The following is a 20,174-nucleotide window of genomic DNA, read 5'->3' as shown; positions in this document are numbered from 1 at the left end:
TATAGAGGTAACGCCTATGTAGCATGATGTTATGTACCAAATAGAATGCCGAATATATATGAACAAAGAGGAGGTACTTATGAACAAACGATTGTCAAAAATCGCATTTACAGATGAGCTGATGGATGTTTTGTGGAACAGTCCAAATGTAGTGATTCCTGCGAGTAAAAAAGAATTTACAAAATTAACATTTGGTTCTTACCAAATTGACGTTACCGATATTTCCTATGAAGTTGGGGATAAAAATGTTTTGGAAGCAACTGTAACACGTTGTAAAAACGGGATTGCTGTCAACTACACTGAAGATTACATGAGAAGACGTGACCCAGAATGTATGTTAATTGGTGATAAAAAACCCACCAACAAAACACGTTTCTCTGATCGTTATCCTCAATATGAATTTGAAAATGTAAGAAAAGAAACCTTGGATTGGCTTTCCAAACAAGAACTCATTGTAGTACCTTTCTTGGCTGGTACTGCTTGTGGTGGTTATGACTCCCTTTTGGTGTGTCCTTTGAATGCTGCATTCTTTGCTGCTGGTTTGGCAAACTTGCAAACATTTGTCAACATCGATGAGTTGGATCGTAAATTTGAACCACGTTCTGTGATTTTCCTTGCTCCACCATTTAGACACACACATTTCGATGGTGCTCAAATCGTTGTACACAATAGATGTGATCACATGCATGAACTCTTTGCTTACAACTTGTATCCAGGTCCATCTGCGAAAAAAGGCGTTTATGGTGTATTGCTCAACATTGGTGAAGAAGAAGGTTGGATTACAGCCCATGCTTCTGCTGTACAAATCATCACACCTTATGAAAACGAAGTGGTGATCATGCATGAAGGTGCTTCTGGTGGTGGTAAATCCGAAATGTTGGAAGAAATGCATCGTGAAACTGGTGGCGAATTGCTTTTGGGCATCAACACCTTGACCAAAGAACGCAATTTGTTGAATATTTCTGAAGCTTGTTCTTTGCATCCAATTTGTGACGATATGGCTTTGTGCCATCCATCTTTCCAATCAGAAAGCGGAAAATTGGTCATTGCAGATGCAGAAGATGGTTGGTTCTTGCGTGTGGATCATATCACACATTATGGTACAGACCATCAATATGAAAAAATCAGTATCCATCCTGATGAACCTTTGGTATTCTTCAATATCCAAGGTCAACCAAACTCAACTTGCTTGATTTGGGAACATACATTGGATTCTACAGGCGAACCTTGTCCAAATCCACGTGTAATCATCCCAAGAAAATCCATCAACAACATCATTACAGAACCAATTGATGTGGATATCAGAAGTTTTGGTGTGCGTATGCCACCTTCTTCCAATGACATGCCAAATTATGGTATTATGGGCTTGTTCCATATCATTCCACCAGCTTTGGCTTGGCTTTGGAGATTGGTTGCACCACGTGGTCACAAAAACCCAAGTATTGTGGATGATGGTGGTATGACCAGCGAAGGTGTTGGCTCCTACTATCCATTTGCAACTGGCGAATATGTGTTGCAAGCAAATATGCTTTTGGATCAAATTATGAGTTGCCCAAATACAAACTACATTTTGGTGCCAAATCAACATGTTGGTATTTATAAAGTAGGTTTCTCTGCTGAATGGATTGCTAGAGAATACCTTGCTAGACGTGGTGGTGCTCGTTTCTACAAAAAGAATCTTTTGGAAGCAAGATGTCCATTGCTTGGATACACTGTTGACCAAGTGCGTATTGATGGTCAAAGAATCAGAAGCAAATTCTTGCGTACAGAAACACAAGATTCCATGGGTATTGAAGGTTATGACAAAGGTGCAAAAATCTTGCATGACTTCTTCGTGAAAGAATTGGAGAAATTTGATGTGGAAGAATTACATCCAGTAGGAAAACAAATCATTGAATGTTTCCGTAATGGTGGCACAATGGATGACTATTGCGATATCATCCCAATGGATTTCAAAAAATAATATTCTTTCCTATTAATAGGAGAATCATAAGAGAACCTCGAAAGGGGTTCTTTTTTTGTGCTGACCAACGGGCGATTGGTAATCGCCCCTACAAAACCAAAAACAATACCAATGCACTTGTAGGGTTGATTCACGAATCAACCGCAATACCGCAACCACCACACATCGTTGATATTATACCAACGGGCGATTGATAATCGCCCCTACAAAATCAAAAACATTGCAAACTCAAATCACGCAAACCCAATTCCAAGCAAAGAAAAAAGACCCCCCTCAGAGTCTTTTTGTATCTCAAAACAGTCTTTTCATCTACCTAGCATACCCATACTGTGTATTTTCTCCATTTGCACTACATTTCCCCCATTGATTCCCATACTCAACATACTTATTCCTTCGTTTTTTGTTGTTCCTTCTCCAGTTGTTCCATGCCAAGTCGAATCAAGTCCAGTGTAGCCGCTGAACGACTGGGGTAGCGGTTGTCAAAGCGAAAATCATCAATTTTTTTCAACAAATCTTCATCAACAATGATGGTATATCGTGGTTTATCTGTCGGCATTTTTTTCACCTCCTCACAGTTCATATTATGAAGAAGTTCATATCTTCTGTCAAGTCTGTTGCAAATATGTTAATTCTTTTTTTAAAAAATCTCTTGACAAGTTCATAGGGTATGAACTATACTCAAATTAGTTCATATGTTCATATGTTCAGACCCTAATAAAGGAGGTGGTTGGTATGTCTAAAAAATCAACAAAATTGACTTTTTCAGTAACAGAAGAAATGCAAGAATTACTGGGCAACTGCAAAAAAGAGTTTTTTGATGACCAAAACACTTCTGAAATGATACGAGAACTGCTTTTGGCAGGTTTCAGATCATTGGATGAACAAGAACAAGCAAAAACTGATTCTGAAGAAAGTGCATGAACCCATCATGTAATTTGATTTTTCAGATGATACACAGTGGTGAAGAATCTAAAAACAAAGATTCCTCATTGCATTTGGAATGACAAATCAGTGCCACCAACTGTAGGGTATGGGTCACCCATACCGCAACGAAAAATCTTGGTTTCTACTGACGGGACAGCACAGCTATCCCCTACGCCTGTAACATTCACGTATGTTGTCATTCGTAATGTATGATGCCTACATCATACCCCAATGCAATCCGTCATTTCAAATGACAAACAACCTTAAGAAAACGCACTCCTACTTTTATGCTGAAAATGGGATGTTGCTTTTCAAATATGGAAGACAGTTTCTGTTTTATGCTGAAAACGGATGCTGATCTCCAGTGGATTGGATGATTTCCTTGTTTTTTCTTATGCTGAAGAAGAAATGCTGGTTTCAGACAATCTGAAGAAAACTTTTCTATTTCATGCTGGAAATAGACAGGGTTTTCCAAACAAGCACAGTCCTCCTACCCTTTGGACTTCGTTTGTTTTATCATGGTACAACGGAAGCATAGCACTCTAAAATGCTATACAATTAAAAAAAGGATAAGTATAAAGGAGGAAATTGAAATGAAAAAAATTATTTCTTTGCTTATTGCTTCCGCTATGGTAGTTTCCTTGGTTCCTGCAACAGCATTCGCAGGTCAAGACGTTTCCGCTACAGCGAAAGTAGTAGGTGCACAAACATTGAAAGAAGTTGATGGTTCTGCAGTTCTTGAAAACGCAGCTGAATTGCAAATCACAGTAGCAAGCGCTGCTTACAGTGGTAAAAATGTAGTTGGTGCTACAGGTTATGAAGCTCCAACAATGGAACTTGAAATCTCTTTGGATGATGCTAAATTCGATGATGCTGACTATGAAGATGCAAATGGTGACCCATTATTTGCTTATGACATCACAGGCATCTACGTAGAAAATGGCGATGGCGACAAAGTAAGTACAGAAACAACAGCAGACGCTACTCTTCTTGCAGAAGCTACAAGACTTGCTATTACAGTTGATATCGAAAAAGGTGATATGCTTGTTAAATTGACAGGTCACTTCTCCGCTGACGACGTAATCATCATTCCTTTGGATGTAGTTTACAACATGGATGCTGGCGATTATGCTACAGTATCTATTGATTCTGACATGGTTGAAGCTGATGATTTGGTATTCCTTACTATCTCTGATACAGGTATGGAAGCTTCCATCAAAGATTTGACAATGATCGCAGAAGACGAAGTTGCTGCATTGGAAGAAAAAATCGTAATCGAAGAAACAGTTGCTGATACTTTCAATGGCGTTCAATGGATTGAAATGGAATTGTCAAAAGGCTTCGAATTCGATACAAATGGTAACAATATCGTTGCTACTTGTACAGAAGCTGATAGCTTTGTAATTGGCGATGATGACAACGAAGCAATCATGAATCTTGATGATGGTGCTAACGATGGCAAAATTACAATCAAAGATTTGGGTATCGTTGTTGATGGTGCTGACGAAGGCGACATTGCTACAATCGAAATGAAATTGTATGCAACAGTAAATGGCAAAGCTAAAAAACTTGCTTCCTGTGAAGTTGAAGTTGCTGAAGTTTGCGATTACACAGTAAAAATGTCCGTTGATGAAGACGAAGATGTTCCTGTATTCTACAATGGCGTTAACTCCACTAATGATGGTTTGACAGATGATGCTGACCATATGTCTTTGGAAGTAACAATCGTTGAATCTTTCCCTGGTGCTTGGGAAGATAAAGAATTTGAATTGACATTGCCTGATGGCGTTTATGTAACAGAAGTTGAAATCAACAAAAACACAATCAACTGGGATACAGATGCTTACTCTTCCTTCGAAGCTGCTTATGAAGAAGGCGACTACAAAGGTTTCGTATTCGAAAAACGTGTATTCACAGAAAATGATCCTAACAACTCCGTAGAAGACGTATTCAAAGTACAATTCGAATTGGAATTGGTTGCTGAACCTACATTCGAAGGCGAAGTTGTTCTTGGTCTTGTTGGCGATTCCGTAACAGAAGGCGAAGTTGTTATCGCTGAATTCGTAGCTCCTTTCACAGCTACAGCTGAACAAAACGACGTAATCATCGATTACAGAGATACATTGATTGAAACACCTATCGTAATCACAGAAGCTGATGCTGAATTGTGGGAAGAAGACTTGGTATTCTCCCTTTCTATGGAATCCTACATCGACTTTGACGATGCTGGCGATATCACAGTAAGCGAAGATTCCGCTATGGAAATCAAAACAAGCACATCCTCTAGCTCTAGCTTCGATGGTACAGCTGCATCTATCGACATCACAATCAAAGAAGAATCTGATGACGAAGCTGCTGTAATCACAATCGAAAACATGACATTGTACATGAACAGATCTTTGGCTGCTGGTTCTTATGATTTGGATATCTGCACATCTGCAAGTGAATTCTTCATGGAACAAGCTATCTTCGCTGGTTACGAAGGAGAAGATGCGGGTGGTGATGCAACCAACACTACCAAAGTTCAAACAGTTGGTGACGCTGTAGACGAAGAAACAGGTGGCACATCTGGTACAATCGGTTACACAGTAAACGAAGCTTTCGTTAACATCGTAACAGCTGGTCGTGACCAAGATGACACATTCTTGACACAAGTTATCGTTCCTATTGGCGAATCCTATATCTTCGCTGGTGGCAAACAAATCGACTTGGATGTACCTGCTTACATCTCTGAAGCTGGTTACACAATGTTGCCTGTAAGAGCTGTATCTTCCGCTTTGGGTATTGATACAAATGCTGTTCAATGGAACGCAGAAGCTCGTCAAGTAACAATCATCTACAGTGGTAAAGTTATCGCTATGACAATTGGCGAAAGCTACATGACAGTTAATGGTACAGCTATTGCTACATCCGCTGCTCCAGAAATCACAGATAGCAGAACATTCTTGCCATTGCGTGATTTGGCTACAGCTTTGAGCGTATCCATCTCTTGGGATGATGCAACAAAAACAGCTACATTCAACTAATTCAAACCGAATTAACGAAATGTATGAGGACCCCGAAAGGGGTCCTTTCAGACTGTCAAAAAAGTCAGCACATGCTGACTTTTTTTGGTATAATGAGCTTGAGGTGATGACAAATGTTGAGCAAGGAAGAAATCAAAAGAACATCGGTAGAAATCATAAATATAGATATGCTTGTTCCAGAAAATCATTTATTAAGAAAAATAGATAAAGCTGTAGATTTTAATGAAATTTATTCATTTGTGGAAGATTTGTATTGCTCAAACAACGGCAGACCTAGCGTTGACCCTGTTGTTCTCTTTAAAATGGTGTTTATCCAACATTTGTATGGAATTCGCTCTTTACGCCAAACGGTAAAAGAAATTGAAATGAATATTGCCTATCGCTGGTTTTTGGGCTATACCCTCAATGATAGTATTCCGCACTTTGCTACCATTAGTTATAACTTCAACAATAGATTTAAAGAAACAGTGGTAGAAAAAATTTTCGCTTGGATTTTAGGTGAAGTTGAGAAAAAAGGATATTTACGTCCAGAAGTTGTGTTTATAGATGCAACGCATATCAAGGCAAATGCAAATTTAAAGAAAAACATCAAAAAAGAAATACCTGTTGCAACTAAAAAGTATGAAAAGCAACTTTTTGAAGAAATCAATAAAGACAGAGAAGATAATGGAAAAAAGCCTTTTGATGATAAAAATGACCCTCCAAGAACAAAAACAATCACCACTTCTACAACAGATCCAGACAGCGGTTTGTTCCATAAGGGCGAACATAAAAAGTGCTTTGCATATGGTGCACATACCGTTTGCGATAAAAATAACTTTGTATTAGAAACCGTTGTAACACCTGGAAACATCCATGATAGTGTTGTATTTGATGAGGTTTATCATAAAGTGACAGAAAAATATCCAGAAATACAAGTGATTACAGCTGATGCAGGATACAAAACCCCATGGATTTGCAAGCAAATATTTGATGATGGAAGAATACCCTCTTTGCCTTACAAAAGACCAGTGACGAAAAAAGGAAATTCACCATGGTATGAGTATGTTTTTGATGAATACTACAACTGCATCATTTGCCCAGAATATCACGTTTTACCATATACAACCACCAATCGAGATGGCTATAGAGAATTTAAAAGTTACAGTTATATTTGCGAAAAATGTGAAAATCTTTCAAGGTGTACCGAAAGCAAAGACCACAGAAAGGTAGTCACCAAGCACATCTGGTGGATATATTTAGAAAAGGCAGAGGATGTGCGGCATTCTCCATTAGGAAAAGACACCTATGCGTTGAGGAGCCAAACCATAGAACGGGTTTTTGCAGACGCAAAGGAGAAGCACGCAATGCGATATACATATCATAAAGGCTTGGCTCAGGTTTCAAAATGGGTGAAGCTTAAATTCGCTGCAATGAACTTAAAAAAACTGGCAACATGGAGTAGTAAGCAGTATATGTTGTTTGTAGAATATGCGTTATTTATACGAAAGAACCCTATTCCAAGGTGCGGAATAGGGTTCTTTGACAGTCTGTGAGGACCCGAAAGGGGTCCTTTTTTTGTATGCCAAAACCAAAAAATGCAAACCAACGGGCGATTGATAATCGCCCCTACAAAACCAAAAACAAAATTTGACCATACTGTAACCCAAAACAATACCAATGCACTTGTAGGGTTGATTCACGAATCAACCGCAATACCACTGCAACCCAAACCAATGCCACAATCCTGTAGGGTATGGGTCACCCATACCGCAACGAAAAACAAAGATTCCTCATTGCATTCAGAATGACAAACCATGCCACCATACATCTATTGGCATCATATCAACTGACGATTGATAATCGCCCCTACAAAATCAAATGCCAAAGCTACAATCCAATGCCACAAAACCTGTAGGGGATGATGCCCACATCATACCGAAACATAAAACCAAAACATAAAACCAAAACAATAAACAAATTCCAAACAAAAACACAAAATCATATTGCAAAACGCAACAAAAAAGGGCTTCTTTACGAAGCCCTCTAATCGTTTTATGATTTAGTTCAATGTTGCTGTTTTTGTACTGGAATCCCAGTTGATGTCTGTTACACCAAGTGCTGTTGCCAAATCACGAAGTGGCAAGAAGGATCTGCTATCTACAATTTCAGGTGCAGAGGAAGCATAGATCAAAGTACCATTTACATACATTCCTGTATCGCCAACTGTCATAGAAATGATTTTGGAACCATATACAATAACAACTTGTTTTGCTGCACTATTCCATGTTACATTGCTGGTATCAATACCCAAAGCAGTTGCAACTGCTCTAACAGGAAGCATTGTATAACCAGATGCATTGATATACGCTGGTACATCCAATGCAATTTGTACACCGCCAGCATAGATGTAATATTCGCCAATTGGAACAATAACTTGTGTTGTGAAGCCATTTGCCAAGTCGGAGCCAGCTGTTACGATATTTACAAAGTTATCGCAAACTACAACGGAATAACCATCGCTACCTGCATTGTAATCATCATCATCTGTACCGTAAACAACATCGCCTACATGCCAAACTTCGTCATTGTCTTCTGCATCATCTGCATCATCTGCTTCTGGAGCATAAATCGCTTCTTCCAAGAAAGCAATACTTGCGGAGGTGTACATTTCCAAAGCATATGCGCCATTAGCAAGAGAACGGTTCATGTACAATTCAATGCCTTCAATGGTCAAAACGCCAGGTTCGTCTTCAGATTCTTCTGTAATTTCGATTTCAATAGAAGCTGAACCATAATCCATATCCGCTTCCATATAAGAATCGGAGTTGACAGATACTTCACCAGCATCATCAAAGTCCATATAATCGTCTTCCATTGTCAAATAGAATACCATATCATCATTCCACAATTCTTCTTCTTCTTCTTCGATGATAATAGGTGTTTCAATTGGTGTATTTCTATAGTCTGTAATTACATCATTTTGAGATGCTTCTACAGTGTATGGAGAAATGAATTCTGCAATGACAACTTCGTCTTCTGTGACAGAATCGCCAACAAATTCAAGTTCTACATCCCCTTCAAAACCAGGTACTGCTGTCAAAACCAAGGAGAATGTCAAAACAATTGGATCATCAGAAGATGTTCTTTCGTCAAACACACGTTTTTCAAATACAAAACTTTCCCAATTGCCTTCTTGGTATGCATCCATAAAGTTACTTTCTGCATCGTTGCCATCTGCCCAATCCATATCGTCTTCATCGAAATCGATATCAATTACATATACGCCTTCTGGCAATACAAGTTCCCATTCGTCTCTGTAGCTCCAAGCACCAGGGAAGGATTCTTCAATTGTGATCTCCAAGGAATAGTGATCAGAATCGTCATTCAAACCATAGTTATCAGAATCAGTTCCGCTATACATTACAGGTACATCATCGTCTTCGTCTACAGAAATGACAACTGTGTATGCACAACATTCTGCAACTTCCAGTTCGCATTTATCTACTTTATCGCTACTATATTGTTTGTCATAGGTTGAATTATCATCATTATACAATGTAATTTCGATTTCAGCAGTATCGCCTTCATCTGCATCATCTGCAATGATTTTCAAACCATCAATTTTGATTTTACCATTTGTAACTGCTGTAGAGTTTACTGTGAAGTATGCGTATTCATCATCATATTCATAGTTTTCTACACCAGACATTTCCAAGTCACTGTCGCTACCAAATTCAAAACCTCTGGAGATTTCAAATACAAGGATTTGACCAACTTTGAAGGTACCCTCTACCACTTCTTCAATAACAATGGTATCATCCAAAACCACTTCTTCGTCTTCTGCAACGTATGTCAAATCTTTGATGGAAGCTTCAATGCCCACATCAGCAACATACAAGAATACAAGATCGTCTGCTTCTACCATATCGGAATCAATGGAAACAGTTGCATAATCATCAGCATCCAAATCGTAGTTGACTGCCAATTCTACAACTATTACATCATCTTCGTACAATTTACCATAGATGGTGAAAGTTACTTCATCATCATCCACATCATCTACTTCAATGATTGCAGGATAGGTTTCATCGGAATTGATATAAACCACAATAGTATTGGAATGGAATTCTGCATCATCCAAAGTGATTTCCACTTCCATTTGCGGAGCAGATGCCTTATAACTTGCAACTTGTGCTTTTGCTTCTTCAGTAGTCATATTTGTATATGGAACTGCTGTAACTACATCATCAGTTGTTGTGTCTGTTGTTGTGTCTGTTGTTGTGTCTGTTGTTGTATCTGTTGTAGTATCAGTTGTTGTATCTGTTGTTGTATCAGTTGTTGTATCAGTTGTTGTATCAGTTGTTGTGTCTGTTGTTGTGTCTGTAGTTGTGTCTGTAGTTGTATCTGCTGTTGTGTCTGTAGTTGTATCTGCTGTTGCAATCTCAGCAACAGGTTCTTCTGTTTCATCTGCCTCTGTTGTTGCAGTTTGTGTTGTAGCAGCTTGTGCTTCTTGTACAGGTTCTGCTTTTACTTCTTCTTCCACTACAGGAACTTCTGTTTTTACTTCTTCTTTTACAACTGGCTCTTCTTTTACTTCTTCTTTTACAGGTTGTGTAGCTTCTACTTTTTCTACAGTTTCCACTTTTTCAACTGGTTCTGCTTTTTCTACTTTTTCAGTTGTTTCTGTTTTGGTTTCTGATTTCCCAGTACTGGTTGTTGTTTTTCCACCTGAGATTTGACTTTGCAAAGATGCAATTTGTGCTTCCAATTCTGCAATGACACTTGCATCAGTTGCAGCGTACAATTGTTCTTGCAAAGACATCAATTTTGCTTCTAACATTGCACTGGACATGTTACCACCAGCTGCTGAAATGTTTGCAGATGGTTGTGATTCCCAGTAACTTGTAGACAAATATTGATTGTTGAAACTTGCATCGCTACCAGAATAGGATACATCTTGTACTGTGATTTGTAATTCTGGAACATCGGAACCAGTCAAAGAACCTTCCCCACTTGCTGTTTCTGCTAAAGTTTCTGCCCCCACTACCTTTGCTGTTGCATAAATACTTTGACCAGCAAAAACAGTTGTAGGAACCAAAGATGCTACCATAGAAGCAGCAATAACCAAAGAAATCATCTTTTTCATTGGCGTTTCCTCCTTTTCACTTACCCTAATATTTTTTGTTTACTATATCTCTCCAAGTGCAGTTTGTTTAGATTTTCAGACACTTCTAACCAATATCGCACTCTAATTCTATATTCAGTATATCTGTTAAAAATTCCCTTTGCAACCAAAATACGGTTTTGTAATAAAACCTTAATATCAATATCAAAAGTTGGTCACTTTTCGACCCACAAAAGGACAAATTCAGTCAAATCAATGGGTTTTGGGGTGTTCAGGGTATCCTATTTACTTTTTATGGTAGTTCATGACGGGATGTCGGGGACGCCATCCCCTACAATTATCATCTGGCTATTTTTCATTGAAAGATGATATACCACCTACGTTATGGTACATATTGTATCAGCATTACTATAAATGAAGTTAAAAAAATACAGGCATCTATAAAGATACCTGCATCAAGTTGATTTCTATTCTATTTACAATGTTGCGAAATACGCTTTGTTTGTTGCAATCACCTTTGTGGTTGCTTCTTTTGCAGGACCACCAGTCACATTTCTTGCTTCCACACATTGTTTTACAGAAATGGCAGCGTATACGCTTTCATTGAACACTGGAGAAATTGCTTGGTATTCTTCCAAGGACAAATCGTCCAAGTTGGTGTTATTTTGGATACAATACAACACCAATTTACCAATGATTTCATGTGCATCTCTGAACGCAACCCCTTGTTTCACCAACCAGTCAGCTGCATCTGTTGCATTGGTGAAACCACCCTTTGCCGCTTCCAACATATTGTTTTCACGTACAGTGATGGTTGCAATCATATTGGTGAATACAGGTACACACATTTTCACGGTATCGATGGCATCAAACAAGCCTTCTTTGTCTTCTTGCATATCTTTGTTATACGCCAATGGCAAACCTTTCATTGTGGTCAACAAAGCCATCAAATGACCATATACTCGACCTGTTTTGCCACGAATGAGCTCTGCCATATCTGGATTTTTCTTTTGTGGCATAATGCTAGAGCCTGTGGAGTATGCATCATCCAATTCAATGAATTTGAATTCATGACTGCTCCAAAGAATGATTTCTTCACAGAAACGGCTCAAATGCATCATCATAATGGACATTGCAGACATAAATTCCAAAGCGAAATCACGGTCAGACACACCATCCATACTATTTTGTGTGATACCAGCAAATCCCAACTGTTCTGCAACAAAATCACGATCCAAAGGATATGTTGTGGTTGCCAAAGCACCGCTACCCAAAGGCAATACATCAGTACGTTTGTAAGTATCTGTCATACGTGCATAATCACGTTTGAACATTTCCACATAAGCTAAGATATGGTGTGCCAAAGTGACAGGTTGTGCTCTTTGCAAGTGGGTATAGCCAGGCATGATGGTTTCTGTGTTTTTTTCTGCCAAATCGTTCAAAGTTTCCATCAAATTTTTGAGTAGTTCTTGGACTGCGATAATTTCCTTCTTAGTGTACATACGAGCGTCCAAAGCCACTTGGTCATTACGACTACGTCCAGTGTGCAAACGCTTGCCTACGTCGCCAATACGAGAAATGAGGATGGTTTCTAGGTTCATATGGATGTCTTCTGCTTTTTCGTCAAAGGACACATTGCCTTCTTGGATATCCAACAAAATTTCACCCAATGTTTTGACAATTAAGTCTGCATCCGCTTGTGGGATAATCCCTTGTTTGCCAAGCATAGTTGCATGAGCGATACTACCTGTAATATCCTCTGCGTACATTCTACTATCGAAAGAAATAGAAGAATGGAAATGATCTGTAAAGCTATCTGTTGATTTTGTGAAGCGACCGCCCCATAGTTTCATAATATTTTCCTCCTTGAAAAGATAAAGTGCAAAGTCAAGTGCAAGACCGTGGGACTTTTTCCCACCACCCTATGAACCTTTGAAAAGGTTCAATCCAAACTTTAGTTGCGTAAACTACGTTTCCGCTAAGGTATTGCAATTGAGTTTGTGGTTGTTTATGGTTGTTTATAGTTGCAGAACAGTCAAGACTGTTCCCTACAAGTGAAATTGGTTCGTTGATTCATGTTTTGTAGGGCAAGGGTTCTACTCTTGCCATTAGTTCATTATTCTGGCGAGCAATGCTCGCCCCTACAAGGTTACATTCATTGATATTGCTGTGGATGATATCCTCCCATACAAGTGCAATTTAATACACATTCCTACAATTCAAAAAATCCCCCAAGCAATATGTTGCTTGGGGAAATAAAGTTTTACTCGATTTTTTTCAAAAAATCGCAGGGTTTGGGACAGCGTCCCAAGGTCTTAATCTTTTGACTTTAATCTTTTGACTTTAATCTTTTGATCTTATTGTTTGTCTACGTTTTGCATCATCATTGCACGTACTTTCATGGAAAGACCGAACAAATTGATGAAACCATCAGCATCTTTGTGGTTGTAGAGTTCGCCTGTTGTGAAGCTTGCCATGGATTCGTTGTACAAGCTATAAGGAGAAGTTGCACCAGCAGAGATGATGTTCCCTTTGTAGAGTTTCATTTTTACAGAACCAGTTACTGTTTTGTTTGCATCATCGAAGTATGCAGAAAGAGATTCACGAAGTGGTGTATACCATTCGCCACTATAAACCAATTCTGTGAACATATTGCTTGCGATTTCATTGAAAGATTGTGTCTTTTTGTCCAAGCACAAGTATTCCAATTCACGGTGTGCATAGTACATAATGGAACCACCTGGTGTTTCATATACACCACGGGATTTCATACCAACTACACGGTTTTCACAGATATCTGTGATACCCACACCATTACGTCCACCGATTTCGTTGAGCAATGTCAACATTTCAACAGGACCCAATTTTTCGCCATTGACAGCAACAGGAACACCAGCTTCAAAATCAAGTGTTACATATTCAGGTGTATCAGGAGCTTCTTCTGGAGAAACGCCCAATTGCAAGATATGTTTGAAGTTTGGTTCGTTTGCTGGGTCTTCCAATTCCAAACCTTCATGGCTGAGGTGCCAAAGGTTACGGTCACGGCTATAGGAATCATCTGCTTTCATTTCAAAAGGAATACCATGTTTTTCAAGGTATGCCATTTCATCTTCACGAGATTGCATATCCCATGTATCAAGTCTCCAAGGAGCAATGATTTGAAGTTCAGGAGCCAAAGCTTTTACTGTAAGCTCAAAACGCACTTGGTCATTACCTTTACCAGTTGCACCGTGACAGATTGCATAAGCGCCTTCTTCTTTAGCGATTTCAACTAATCTTTTTGCAATGATAGGACGTGCCATGGATGTACCCAAAAGGTATTTGTGTTCGTAAACAGCATTTGCTTTGATACAAGGATAAATTGCATCTACAATGAATTCTTCTGTCAAGTTTTCAATATACAATTTGCTTGCACCAGTTGCCAATGCTCTTTCTTCCAAACCATCTGTTTCTTTACCTTGACCCACGTCACCACAAACTGCAATGATTTCTGCATCGTTGTAGTGTTCTTTCAACCAAGGGATGATAACGGTAGTGTCCAAACCACCGGAGTATGCCAATACGATTTTTTCCTTTGCCATGATAGTTCCTCCTTGAATAGTGTTCACGAGTTCAAATGAATAATATAAATGAATTATACATAATTTTTCTTCCAATTGCAAGAGAAAAAACAAAAACAATAACGATTTGTACAGTTATTCTGAAAAAAACGTATCTGCAACCATGTCTTTGTCTATTTTTATGTATATTCATTGCATAATACGCATTTTTATGCAAATTGGTTGCATTTTGGATACAATAACTATTCTTAAGATTCTTCGTCACTGCGTTCCTCTGAATGACAGATTTGTAGTGGCAATTGGAAAGCATGGTTACCGGCAGCCCCTACAGGAATGACAGGTGTAGTGGTTTGGTTTTTTCTGACCACTGTTCACTGATTTGTCATTCCGAATGTAATGAGGAATCTTAGGTTTCAGATTCTTCGTTACGGTATGGGTGACCCATACCCTACAGTTGCGTAGTGATATTTGGTTTGGTGGTATCATTTGGGATTTTTTGACGGTGAGCTTATTTTTCATTTCTACTTACAATCATCACAAAACTAGGATTTCCCTTGAAATTTCAACACTTTTGCATCCTCAAATGTTGGGACTTTTTGGGACTTTTTTTCTGGTATACTAAAAGTACCTCAATCATCCTAAAAAAAACAAAGAAAGGAGATACAAAATGGCAACTGAAACAACGAATTACAGTTTGACCAAGCCAGATGAAGCAGACTACTATGATGTCGCTGATTTCAACGACAATATGGATATTATAGATGCTTCTATGGCTGCAACTGCAACACAAGTTGGCACTGTTGGTGATACCTTAAGCCAAATTGCCGAGTATGTTGGAACACCAGAAAATGAAGGTGATACTTTATTCAGCCAAATTGGGAATAGTGAAGTATGTATCGCTTCTAGGAACTACAAATATGAGCAAAATTATGAAGATGGTGTCGCTTATACATATAACCAGGTTTTGATGCGATATACAGCCAGACGATCTGGAAGCATATATGTGGAGATTGATATCACCTCCACAAACTCCTCTTCTGGATATATGTATGTGTATGCGAACCATCCAGGTTCTCTGTTGGATGCACCTACAAACTCCATCTTAAGCGAAAAATATGTACTCCATATTAGTAGTGCCACGTACTGGGGAGCATCCATAATCGCATCAACCAATCTTACTTCAAACGCTACATATACTATAAGTTATATGCTCAATGTAGTAGCAGGACACACATATGTTATTATACCCACTCTAACGGGTACATTTTGGGGTTCTAGGATTGGTTACGATGTGGTGAATCCACTGGAACTCACAGAAACGGATTTGGCACCTTATGTGGAAACAGACAGTGAAGATGAAGTTGTGGCAGAATTATCATAATAAAAAACAATATTGAAAGGGGAATACTTTTATGTTAATACATATTACAAAATATGGTGTGGTAGATTGGCACAATCTATGCATCAGCGAACATGGAGCAGAATCTTTGTGCACCAATGAATATACACTTTGGATTACAGACACCCAATTGCCAGAAGTGGAAGATGATTTTACACTTGATGATGTGGTGATTCATTATTCTACAGAAGATGGTTTGTACTATGAATATCCAGAAGATTACGATCCATTGTATACTGATACACAATTGATTATGCAAGAATTGACCAATTTGGAATTGTTGATTTTGGAAGGAGGTTTGTCCTGATGTATGAAATTTTGAAAGCCAAATTTGAGTTGGGTTTTGTACGTGCAGATCAGTTGTTGCGTTATGTGACAATTGGATATTTGACCGAAGCCCAATATCATCTCATTGTGTATGATGAAGTGTTGATGACAGAAGATATGGAAGAAGAAGTTGATGCTGATGCAGAAATCGAAGTTGAAGCTGAAACTGAAGTTGAAGATGAAGTTGATGTCATTGCAGAAGTTACAGAAGTAGAAGAATTTGCTGTGGTATAAGCCACAAAATAAAATAATAGAAACCATTGTAATATGGATAGAACCAAATGCGAATGTTTGAAATTTTACCGTAGGAATGCGAGCCTACGGTATTTTTATTGCCATTTCAAGATAATGAGACCTAATAAACCCCATCCACCAACAACAATAAGATGCAAACGGGTTGATGTGGGCATCAACCCCTACGTTATAATTGTGAGCACCTTTGTCTTGCATTGGGGCTATTATATTGCAATAAAAAACAGCCTTTATTCTATCACAAAGGCTGTTTCTTGTTAAAAAATACAGATTTCACCCAAAGGATATAGTTTGAAAATCACTTTTCCTTTGATATCTTCTTCTGGAATTACACCCATATGTCGGCTATCAAAGCTGGCATCACGATGATCCCCCATAACAAACACAGTACCTTCTGGAATTGTCATATCCACAAAAGCATCTGTTTCGCCAATGGCATAGGTTTCTTCCACTAACTCACCATTACACCACACTTCACCTTCTGGTGAAATATACAGATGATCACCACCTACAGCAATGATACGTTTGATGAGGATAAATTCTGTGCCATCTTGTACCGTTTCAAATACAGCAATATCCCCCTGTTCCAATTTCCCAACATAAGCAGAACTTCGACTCATAAACACCAAGTTTCCATCTGACAAAGTGGGTTCCATGGACACACCATCAATATGCACTGGCCAACACAGCAAAAACAAAATACATAAAATTCCACATGCTCGAGGAATTGCTTTTTTCCATTCTTTCCATTGATTTCCCAAAAACATTTCCTCACATTCTCCACAAAACGACACATCTATTCTATAGTATACAAATTCCGCATAAATTACAAGGGATTTACCAGAAAAATACAAATGAAATTTTTTCCAGATGAAATCCTGATTGCAAGTTAATCATTACATTTGTTTGCGTACTGTTTTATATTCGTCTTCCAAGCGATAATATGGACATTGGCGATAGGATGATGACATAAAACGCATCATTTCATCCTCATCCAAGTTCACTTCACAAAAATAATCTTCATATTCTTCATCGTATGCAAAGTACATACAGGTATCACAAATGGTCATGGTTGCCTTCTTTCTATTGCGATGATTGGTTGCGGGACAGCACAGCTATCCCCTACAGTTGTATCTTATTTATAGTTTGTGGTATATAGCAATTGATTCGTGAATCAACTCTACAATTGCCACTGACTTGTCATTCAGAGGAGTGTAGCGACGAAGAATCTTTCGTTGTGGGACAGCACAGCTATCCCCTACAGTTGCATCTTATTTATGGCTTGTGGTACAGCGGTTGATTCGTGAATCAACCCTACAATGCATCCATATTGGAATTGTTCATCTATTGCTTGCTTAAAATCCTTCTAGGTTCAATTGCAAGCCATCTGGATATTCCTCTTGTTTGCGATAGTAGAAAAAGGATTCGCCTGTATGGGTATGCACATATGTCCAACATTCCACATCGTCAAACACAAACACATCTTCTTCCAAGTCTAAGTCCACTGCCTGCAAATCCCCTGCATTATCTATGACAAAGCCTTCTTCTTGATTTTGATAAAACATCTGCACTTGATCCTTTGCCACCTCACAGAAGGCGTCACGAGCTTCTATGCCACATTTGGCAGTCACTTTGCCACTGGAAAAGAGATACCAACGATATTGGTCATAGAAAATTTCCAAACGTTCTTTGCGACTCATGGACATTGCAAAGAGTTTTGTCCATACCATTTTCAAAATATTGGCTTTGCCTATGGATTGGAACACAATACCACGTTCTGCCAAGGATTTGTGATATTGCAAACGATTGTATTCTTTGATGTGTGCTTCATATGCCTTTGTTTTCTCCCAGATAGCAAAAAGCAGTTCTTGACGAATATCACGCTCTTCTTCTGGGCAATCCAATAGTTTTCTGTGTTCCAGTTCCAACCAGCTATAATCCAATGCACACACCACCTTTTAACATACAAATTGCGGGCACCCACATAGGGGTGCCCCTACAATATATTATTTTGATGCAAATATCAGTTGTTCCAAGTCTGCCACTGTTTCACACAGCACATCTGCGCCATTTGCCAACAATTCATCTGCTTTACGGAAGCCCCACAGAACACCACAGGCTTTTACATGGCTATTCTTTGCAGTCTGCATATCCACACCACTATCGCCTACATACAGAACATCTTCTGGTTGCAAATCCAAGGTTTCCAACACTTGAAACACCAAATGTGGGTCTGGTTTGGGTGCAGTGCCATCTACGCAACCATAAATGGGGTTTAATAAGTCACCAAAATATTTTGGCACCAGAACTTCACAAAATTGATGGGGTTTGTTGCTGACCACAGCACACAAAATGCCTGCTTTCCTACAAGCCTGTAACAAGTCCAAAATGCCGTCATATGGAGCTGTCACATCTTCACCATGTGCAGCATAATGGGTATCGTTATACACCAAAGCCTGTGCATAGCGTTCTTCTGTAAAATTGTCACCCAAAGCAGAACGCACCAAAGCATTTCGACCATTGCCCACAAAATATTTATATGCTTCCACTGGATGTATCGGCAAACCCAATTGTTCCAAAGCGAAGTTGCAACCATTTGCAATGTCGGTTATGGTGTTCAAAAGGGTCCCATCCAAGTCAAAAATCACTGCTTTTACCATGTGTATTCTCCTTTTTATTTGTGGTTTATAACGGGCGGACACATAGGTCCGCCCCTACGATTGTATTATTGTTACATTCTACGCAATACCCATGACAACAAATCGTCAATGACTTCATCCTTTGCATATTCATTGAAGATTTCATGGAACAAGTTGCCATAAATTTTAATTTGTTTGTCTTTGGATGCCACATGCTCAAACAAGAATTGGGAATCCTTGGTGCTCACCAAACCATCCAATTCCCCATGCAACATCAAAGCTGGATAAGTAAAGTTTTTGACGGTTTCATCGAACCAAGCAATGCCTTTATTGATGGAATAGCAAAGTCCTGTGGTAAATGTTTTGGAGTTATATGGATCTTGACCATACCATTCCACAACTTCTGGCACAGAACACACACCAGCACCCAATTCATTGGGAAGTGGCATATGAGGGTCCAAATCCAATGGCACTGCTGCAATCAAGCCTGCATAATCTTTCACCAATGCACCACTCATCACAAAACCTCTAATTCTTTGGTTTGGATATTTTGCTCCATACAAAGAAACGGTAAAGCCACCCATACTATGTCCAATGACAAAAATAGGCAAATCTCCATTTTCTGCAATGGCTTTTGTGACAATCACATGGGTATCATCCAACAATTCGTTGAAATCATTGAGATGAGTGCGTTCACCTTCAGAGCGTCCATGACCTCTATGGTCAAAACGGTATGTACCAATGCCTGCTGCGTGTAATTTTTCCACAAAGTAATCATAACGACCGTGGTGTTCACACAAGCCATGTACAATGACAGCAATTGCCTTTGCATCTGCTGGTATTTCCACCTTTATGAAAAGTTGTGTGTTATCGAAAGAAGAAATCATTGTTGCCATATCAATTTACCTCCTAATCCAGTCCAATAGTTGTAATACATCTATCATATCATTTCGTAAAGTATGCGTAAATAGATTTTC

16 protein-coding genes are annotated in these 20,174 nt (G+C 38.9%); 7 read left to right on the top strand and 9 right to left on the bottom strand.

Annotation, left to right across the window (positions count from 1 at the left end):
• Nucleotides 1-79: 79 nt before the first annotated feature.
• The gene (locus MJY40_RS01640; protein WP_317855344.1) at nucleotides 80-1,963 is read left to right on the top strand and encodes a DUF4914 family protein; all 1,884 of its coding nucleotides are present in this window, start codon (nucleotides 80-82) and stop codon (nucleotides 1,961-1,963) included.
• 385 nt (nucleotides 1,964-2,348) lie between these two features.
• Here the strand turns inward: MJY40_RS01640 and MJY40_RS01635 are convergent, their stop codons facing one another.
• The gene (locus tag MJY40_RS01635; RefSeq protein WP_317855343.1) at nucleotides 2,349-2,519 is read right to left on the bottom strand and encodes a hypothetical protein; all 171 of its coding nucleotides are present in this window, start codon (nucleotides 2,517-2,519) and stop codon (nucleotides 2,349-2,351) included.
• A gap of 176 nt (nucleotides 2,520-2,695) precedes the next feature.
• Between MJY40_RS01635 and MJY40_RS01630 the strand changes: the two genes are divergently transcribed.
• From MJY40_RS01630 to MJY40_RS01620, 3 genes are all read left to right on the top strand, one after another.
• On the top strand, nucleotides 2,696-2,884 hold the full coding sequence (locus MJY40_RS01630; protein ID WP_317855342.1) for a hypothetical protein: 189 nt from the start codon (nucleotides 2,696-2,698) through the stop codon (nucleotides 2,882-2,884).
• Between the two features lie 596 nt (nucleotides 2,885-3,480).
• On the top strand, nucleotides 3,481-5,913 hold the full coding sequence (locus tag MJY40_RS01625; protein WP_317855341.1) for a copper amine oxidase N-terminal domain-containing protein: 2,433 nt from the start codon (nucleotides 3,481-3,483) through the stop codon (nucleotides 5,911-5,913).
• A 113-nt stretch (nucleotides 5,914-6,026) separates the two neighbouring features.
• Nucleotides 6,027-7,448 carry an IS1182 family transposase gene (locus MJY40_RS01620; protein ID WP_317855340.1) on the top strand — a complete coding sequence of 474 codons (1,422 nt, stop codon included), beginning with the start codon at nucleotides 6,027-6,029 and terminating at the stop codon, nucleotides 7,446-7,448.
• Between the two features lie 506 nt (nucleotides 7,449-7,954).
• On the opposite strand, the gene MJY40_RS01615 is transcribed toward MJY40_RS01620, so the two are convergent.
• From MJY40_RS01615 to MJY40_RS01605, 3 genes are all read right to left on the bottom strand, one after another.
• On the bottom strand, nucleotides 7,955-11,041 hold the full coding sequence (locus MJY40_RS01615; protein WP_317855339.1) for a copper amine oxidase N-terminal domain-containing protein: 3,087 nt from the start codon (nucleotides 11,039-11,041) through the stop codon (nucleotides 7,955-7,957).
• Nucleotides 11,042-11,496: 455 nt separating this feature from the next.
• Complete coding sequence (gene argH, locus MJY40_RS01610) at nucleotides 11,497-12,876, bottom strand: argininosuccinate lyase (protein ID WP_334305922.1); 1,380 nt, start codon at nucleotides 12,874-12,876, stop codon at nucleotides 11,497-11,499.
• Between the two features lie 501 nt (nucleotides 12,877-13,377).
• Entirely contained in the window at nucleotides 13,378-14,601 is a 1,224-nt protein-coding gene (locus MJY40_RS01605; protein WP_317855337.1) for an argininosuccinate synthase, read from the bottom strand.
• A 646-nt stretch (nucleotides 14,602-15,247) separates the two neighbouring features.
• Between MJY40_RS01605 and MJY40_RS01600 the strand changes: the two genes are divergently transcribed.
• From MJY40_RS01600 to MJY40_RS01590, 3 genes are read left to right on the top strand one after another with little or no spacing between them, the layout of a single operon-like run.
• Nucleotides 15,248-15,961: a hypothetical protein gene (locus MJY40_RS01600; RefSeq protein WP_317855336.1), complete on the top strand. Its 714-nt coding sequence runs from the start codon at nucleotides 15,248-15,250 to the stop codon at nucleotides 15,959-15,961.
• A gap of 31 nt (nucleotides 15,962-15,992) precedes the next feature.
• The gene (locus tag MJY40_RS01595; RefSeq protein ID WP_317855335.1) at nucleotides 15,993-16,286 is read left to right on the top strand and encodes a hypothetical protein; all 294 of its coding nucleotides are present in this window, start codon (nucleotides 15,993-15,995) and stop codon (nucleotides 16,284-16,286) included.
• Nucleotides 16,286-16,540: an XkdX family protein gene (locus MJY40_RS01590; protein ID WP_317855334.1), complete on the top strand. Its 255-nt coding sequence runs from the start codon at nucleotides 16,286-16,288 to the stop codon at nucleotides 16,538-16,540. The genes MJY40_RS01595 and MJY40_RS01590 overlap by 1 nt, the downstream gene beginning before the upstream one ends.
• Before the next feature lie 275 nt (nucleotides 16,541-16,815).
• Here the strand turns inward: MJY40_RS01590 and lepB are convergent, their stop codons facing one another.
• From lepB to MJY40_RS01565, 5 genes are all read right to left on the bottom strand, one after another.
• Nucleotides 16,816-17,325: a signal peptidase I gene (gene lepB / locus MJY40_RS01585; RefSeq protein WP_317855333.1), complete on the bottom strand. Its 510-nt coding sequence runs from the start codon at nucleotides 17,323-17,325 to the stop codon at nucleotides 16,816-16,818.
• Between the two features lie 129 nt (nucleotides 17,326-17,454).
• Entirely contained in the window at nucleotides 17,455-17,628 is a 174-nt protein-coding gene (locus tag MJY40_RS01580) for a DUF6472 family protein (RefSeq protein WP_317855332.1), read from the bottom strand.
• Nucleotides 17,629-17,913: 285 nt separating this feature from the next.
• The gene (locus MJY40_RS01575) at nucleotides 17,914-18,501 is read right to left on the bottom strand and encodes a DUF4275 family protein (RefSeq protein WP_317855331.1); all 588 of its coding nucleotides are present in this window, start codon (nucleotides 18,499-18,501) and stop codon (nucleotides 17,914-17,916) included.
• 63 nt (nucleotides 18,502-18,564) lie between these two features.
• Entirely contained in the window at nucleotides 18,565-19,218 is a 654-nt protein-coding gene (locus MJY40_RS01570) for an HAD family hydrolase (protein WP_317855330.1), read from the bottom strand.
• 71 nt (nucleotides 19,219-19,289) lie between these two features.
• The gene (locus tag MJY40_RS01565) at nucleotides 19,290-20,093 is read right to left on the bottom strand and encodes an alpha/beta hydrolase (RefSeq protein WP_317855329.1); all 804 of its coding nucleotides are present in this window, start codon (nucleotides 20,091-20,093) and stop codon (nucleotides 19,290-19,292) included.
• Nucleotides 20,094-20,174: the final 81 nt, after the last annotated feature.

Origin of the sequence: Chakrabartyella piscis (assembly GCA_030067835.1) — a bacterium.
In the GTDB taxonomy this organism is placed as follows: domain Bacteria; phylum Bacillota; class Clostridia; order Lachnospirales; family Anaerotignaceae; genus Chakrabartyella; species Chakrabartyella piscis.
This window is presented reverse-complemented; position numbering and strand designations above follow the sequence as displayed.

Coding starts and splice junctions, on each gene's coding strand:
- MJY40_RS01580 (WP_317855332.1), bottom strand. CDS start 17,628: ATGACCATTTGTGATACCTGTATGTACTTTGCATACGATGAAGAATAT.
- MJY40_RS01565 (WP_317855329.1), bottom strand. CDS start 20,093: ATGGCAACAATGATTTCTTCTTTCGATAACACACAACTTTTCATAAAG.
- lepB (WP_317855333.1), bottom strand. CDS start 17,325: ATGTTTTTGGGAAATCAATGGAAAGAATGGAAAAAAGCAATTCCTCGA.
- MJY40_RS01600 (WP_317855336.1), top strand. CDS start 15,248: ATGGCAACTGAAACAACGAATTACAGTTTGACCAAGCCAGATGAAGCA.
- MJY40_RS01640 (WP_317855344.1), top strand. CDS start 80: ATGAACAAACGATTGTCAAAAATCGCATTTACAGATGAGCTGATGGAT.
- MJY40_RS01625 (WP_317855341.1), top strand. CDS start 3,481: ATGAAAAAAATTATTTCTTTGCTTATTGCTTCCGCTATGGTAGTTTCC.
- MJY40_RS01615 (WP_317855339.1), bottom strand. CDS start 11,041: ATGAAAAAGATGATTTCTTTGGTTATTGCTGCTTCTATGGTAGCATCT.
- MJY40_RS01605 (WP_317855337.1), bottom strand. CDS start 14,601: ATGGCAAAGGAAAAAATCGTATTGGCATACTCCGGTGGTTTGGACACT.
- MJY40_RS01630 (WP_317855342.1), top strand. CDS start 2,696: ATGTCTAAAAAATCAACAAAATTGACTTTTTCAGTAACAGAAGAAATG.
- MJY40_RS01620 (WP_317855340.1), top strand. CDS start 6,027: ATGTTGAGCAAGGAAGAAATCAAAAGAACATCGGTAGAAATCATAAAT.
- MJY40_RS01595 (WP_317855335.1), top strand. CDS start 15,993: ATGTTAATACATATTACAAAATATGGTGTGGTAGATTGGCACAATCTA.
- MJY40_RS01570 (WP_317855330.1), bottom strand. CDS start 19,218: ATGGTAAAAGCAGTGATTTTTGACTTGGATGGGACCCTTTTGAACACC.
- MJY40_RS01635 (WP_317855343.1), bottom strand. CDS start 2,519: ATGCCGACAGATAAACCACGATATACCATCATTGTTGATGAAGATTTG.
- MJY40_RS01590 (WP_317855334.1), top strand. CDS start 16,286: ATGTATGAAATTTTGAAAGCCAAATTTGAGTTGGGTTTTGTACGTGCA.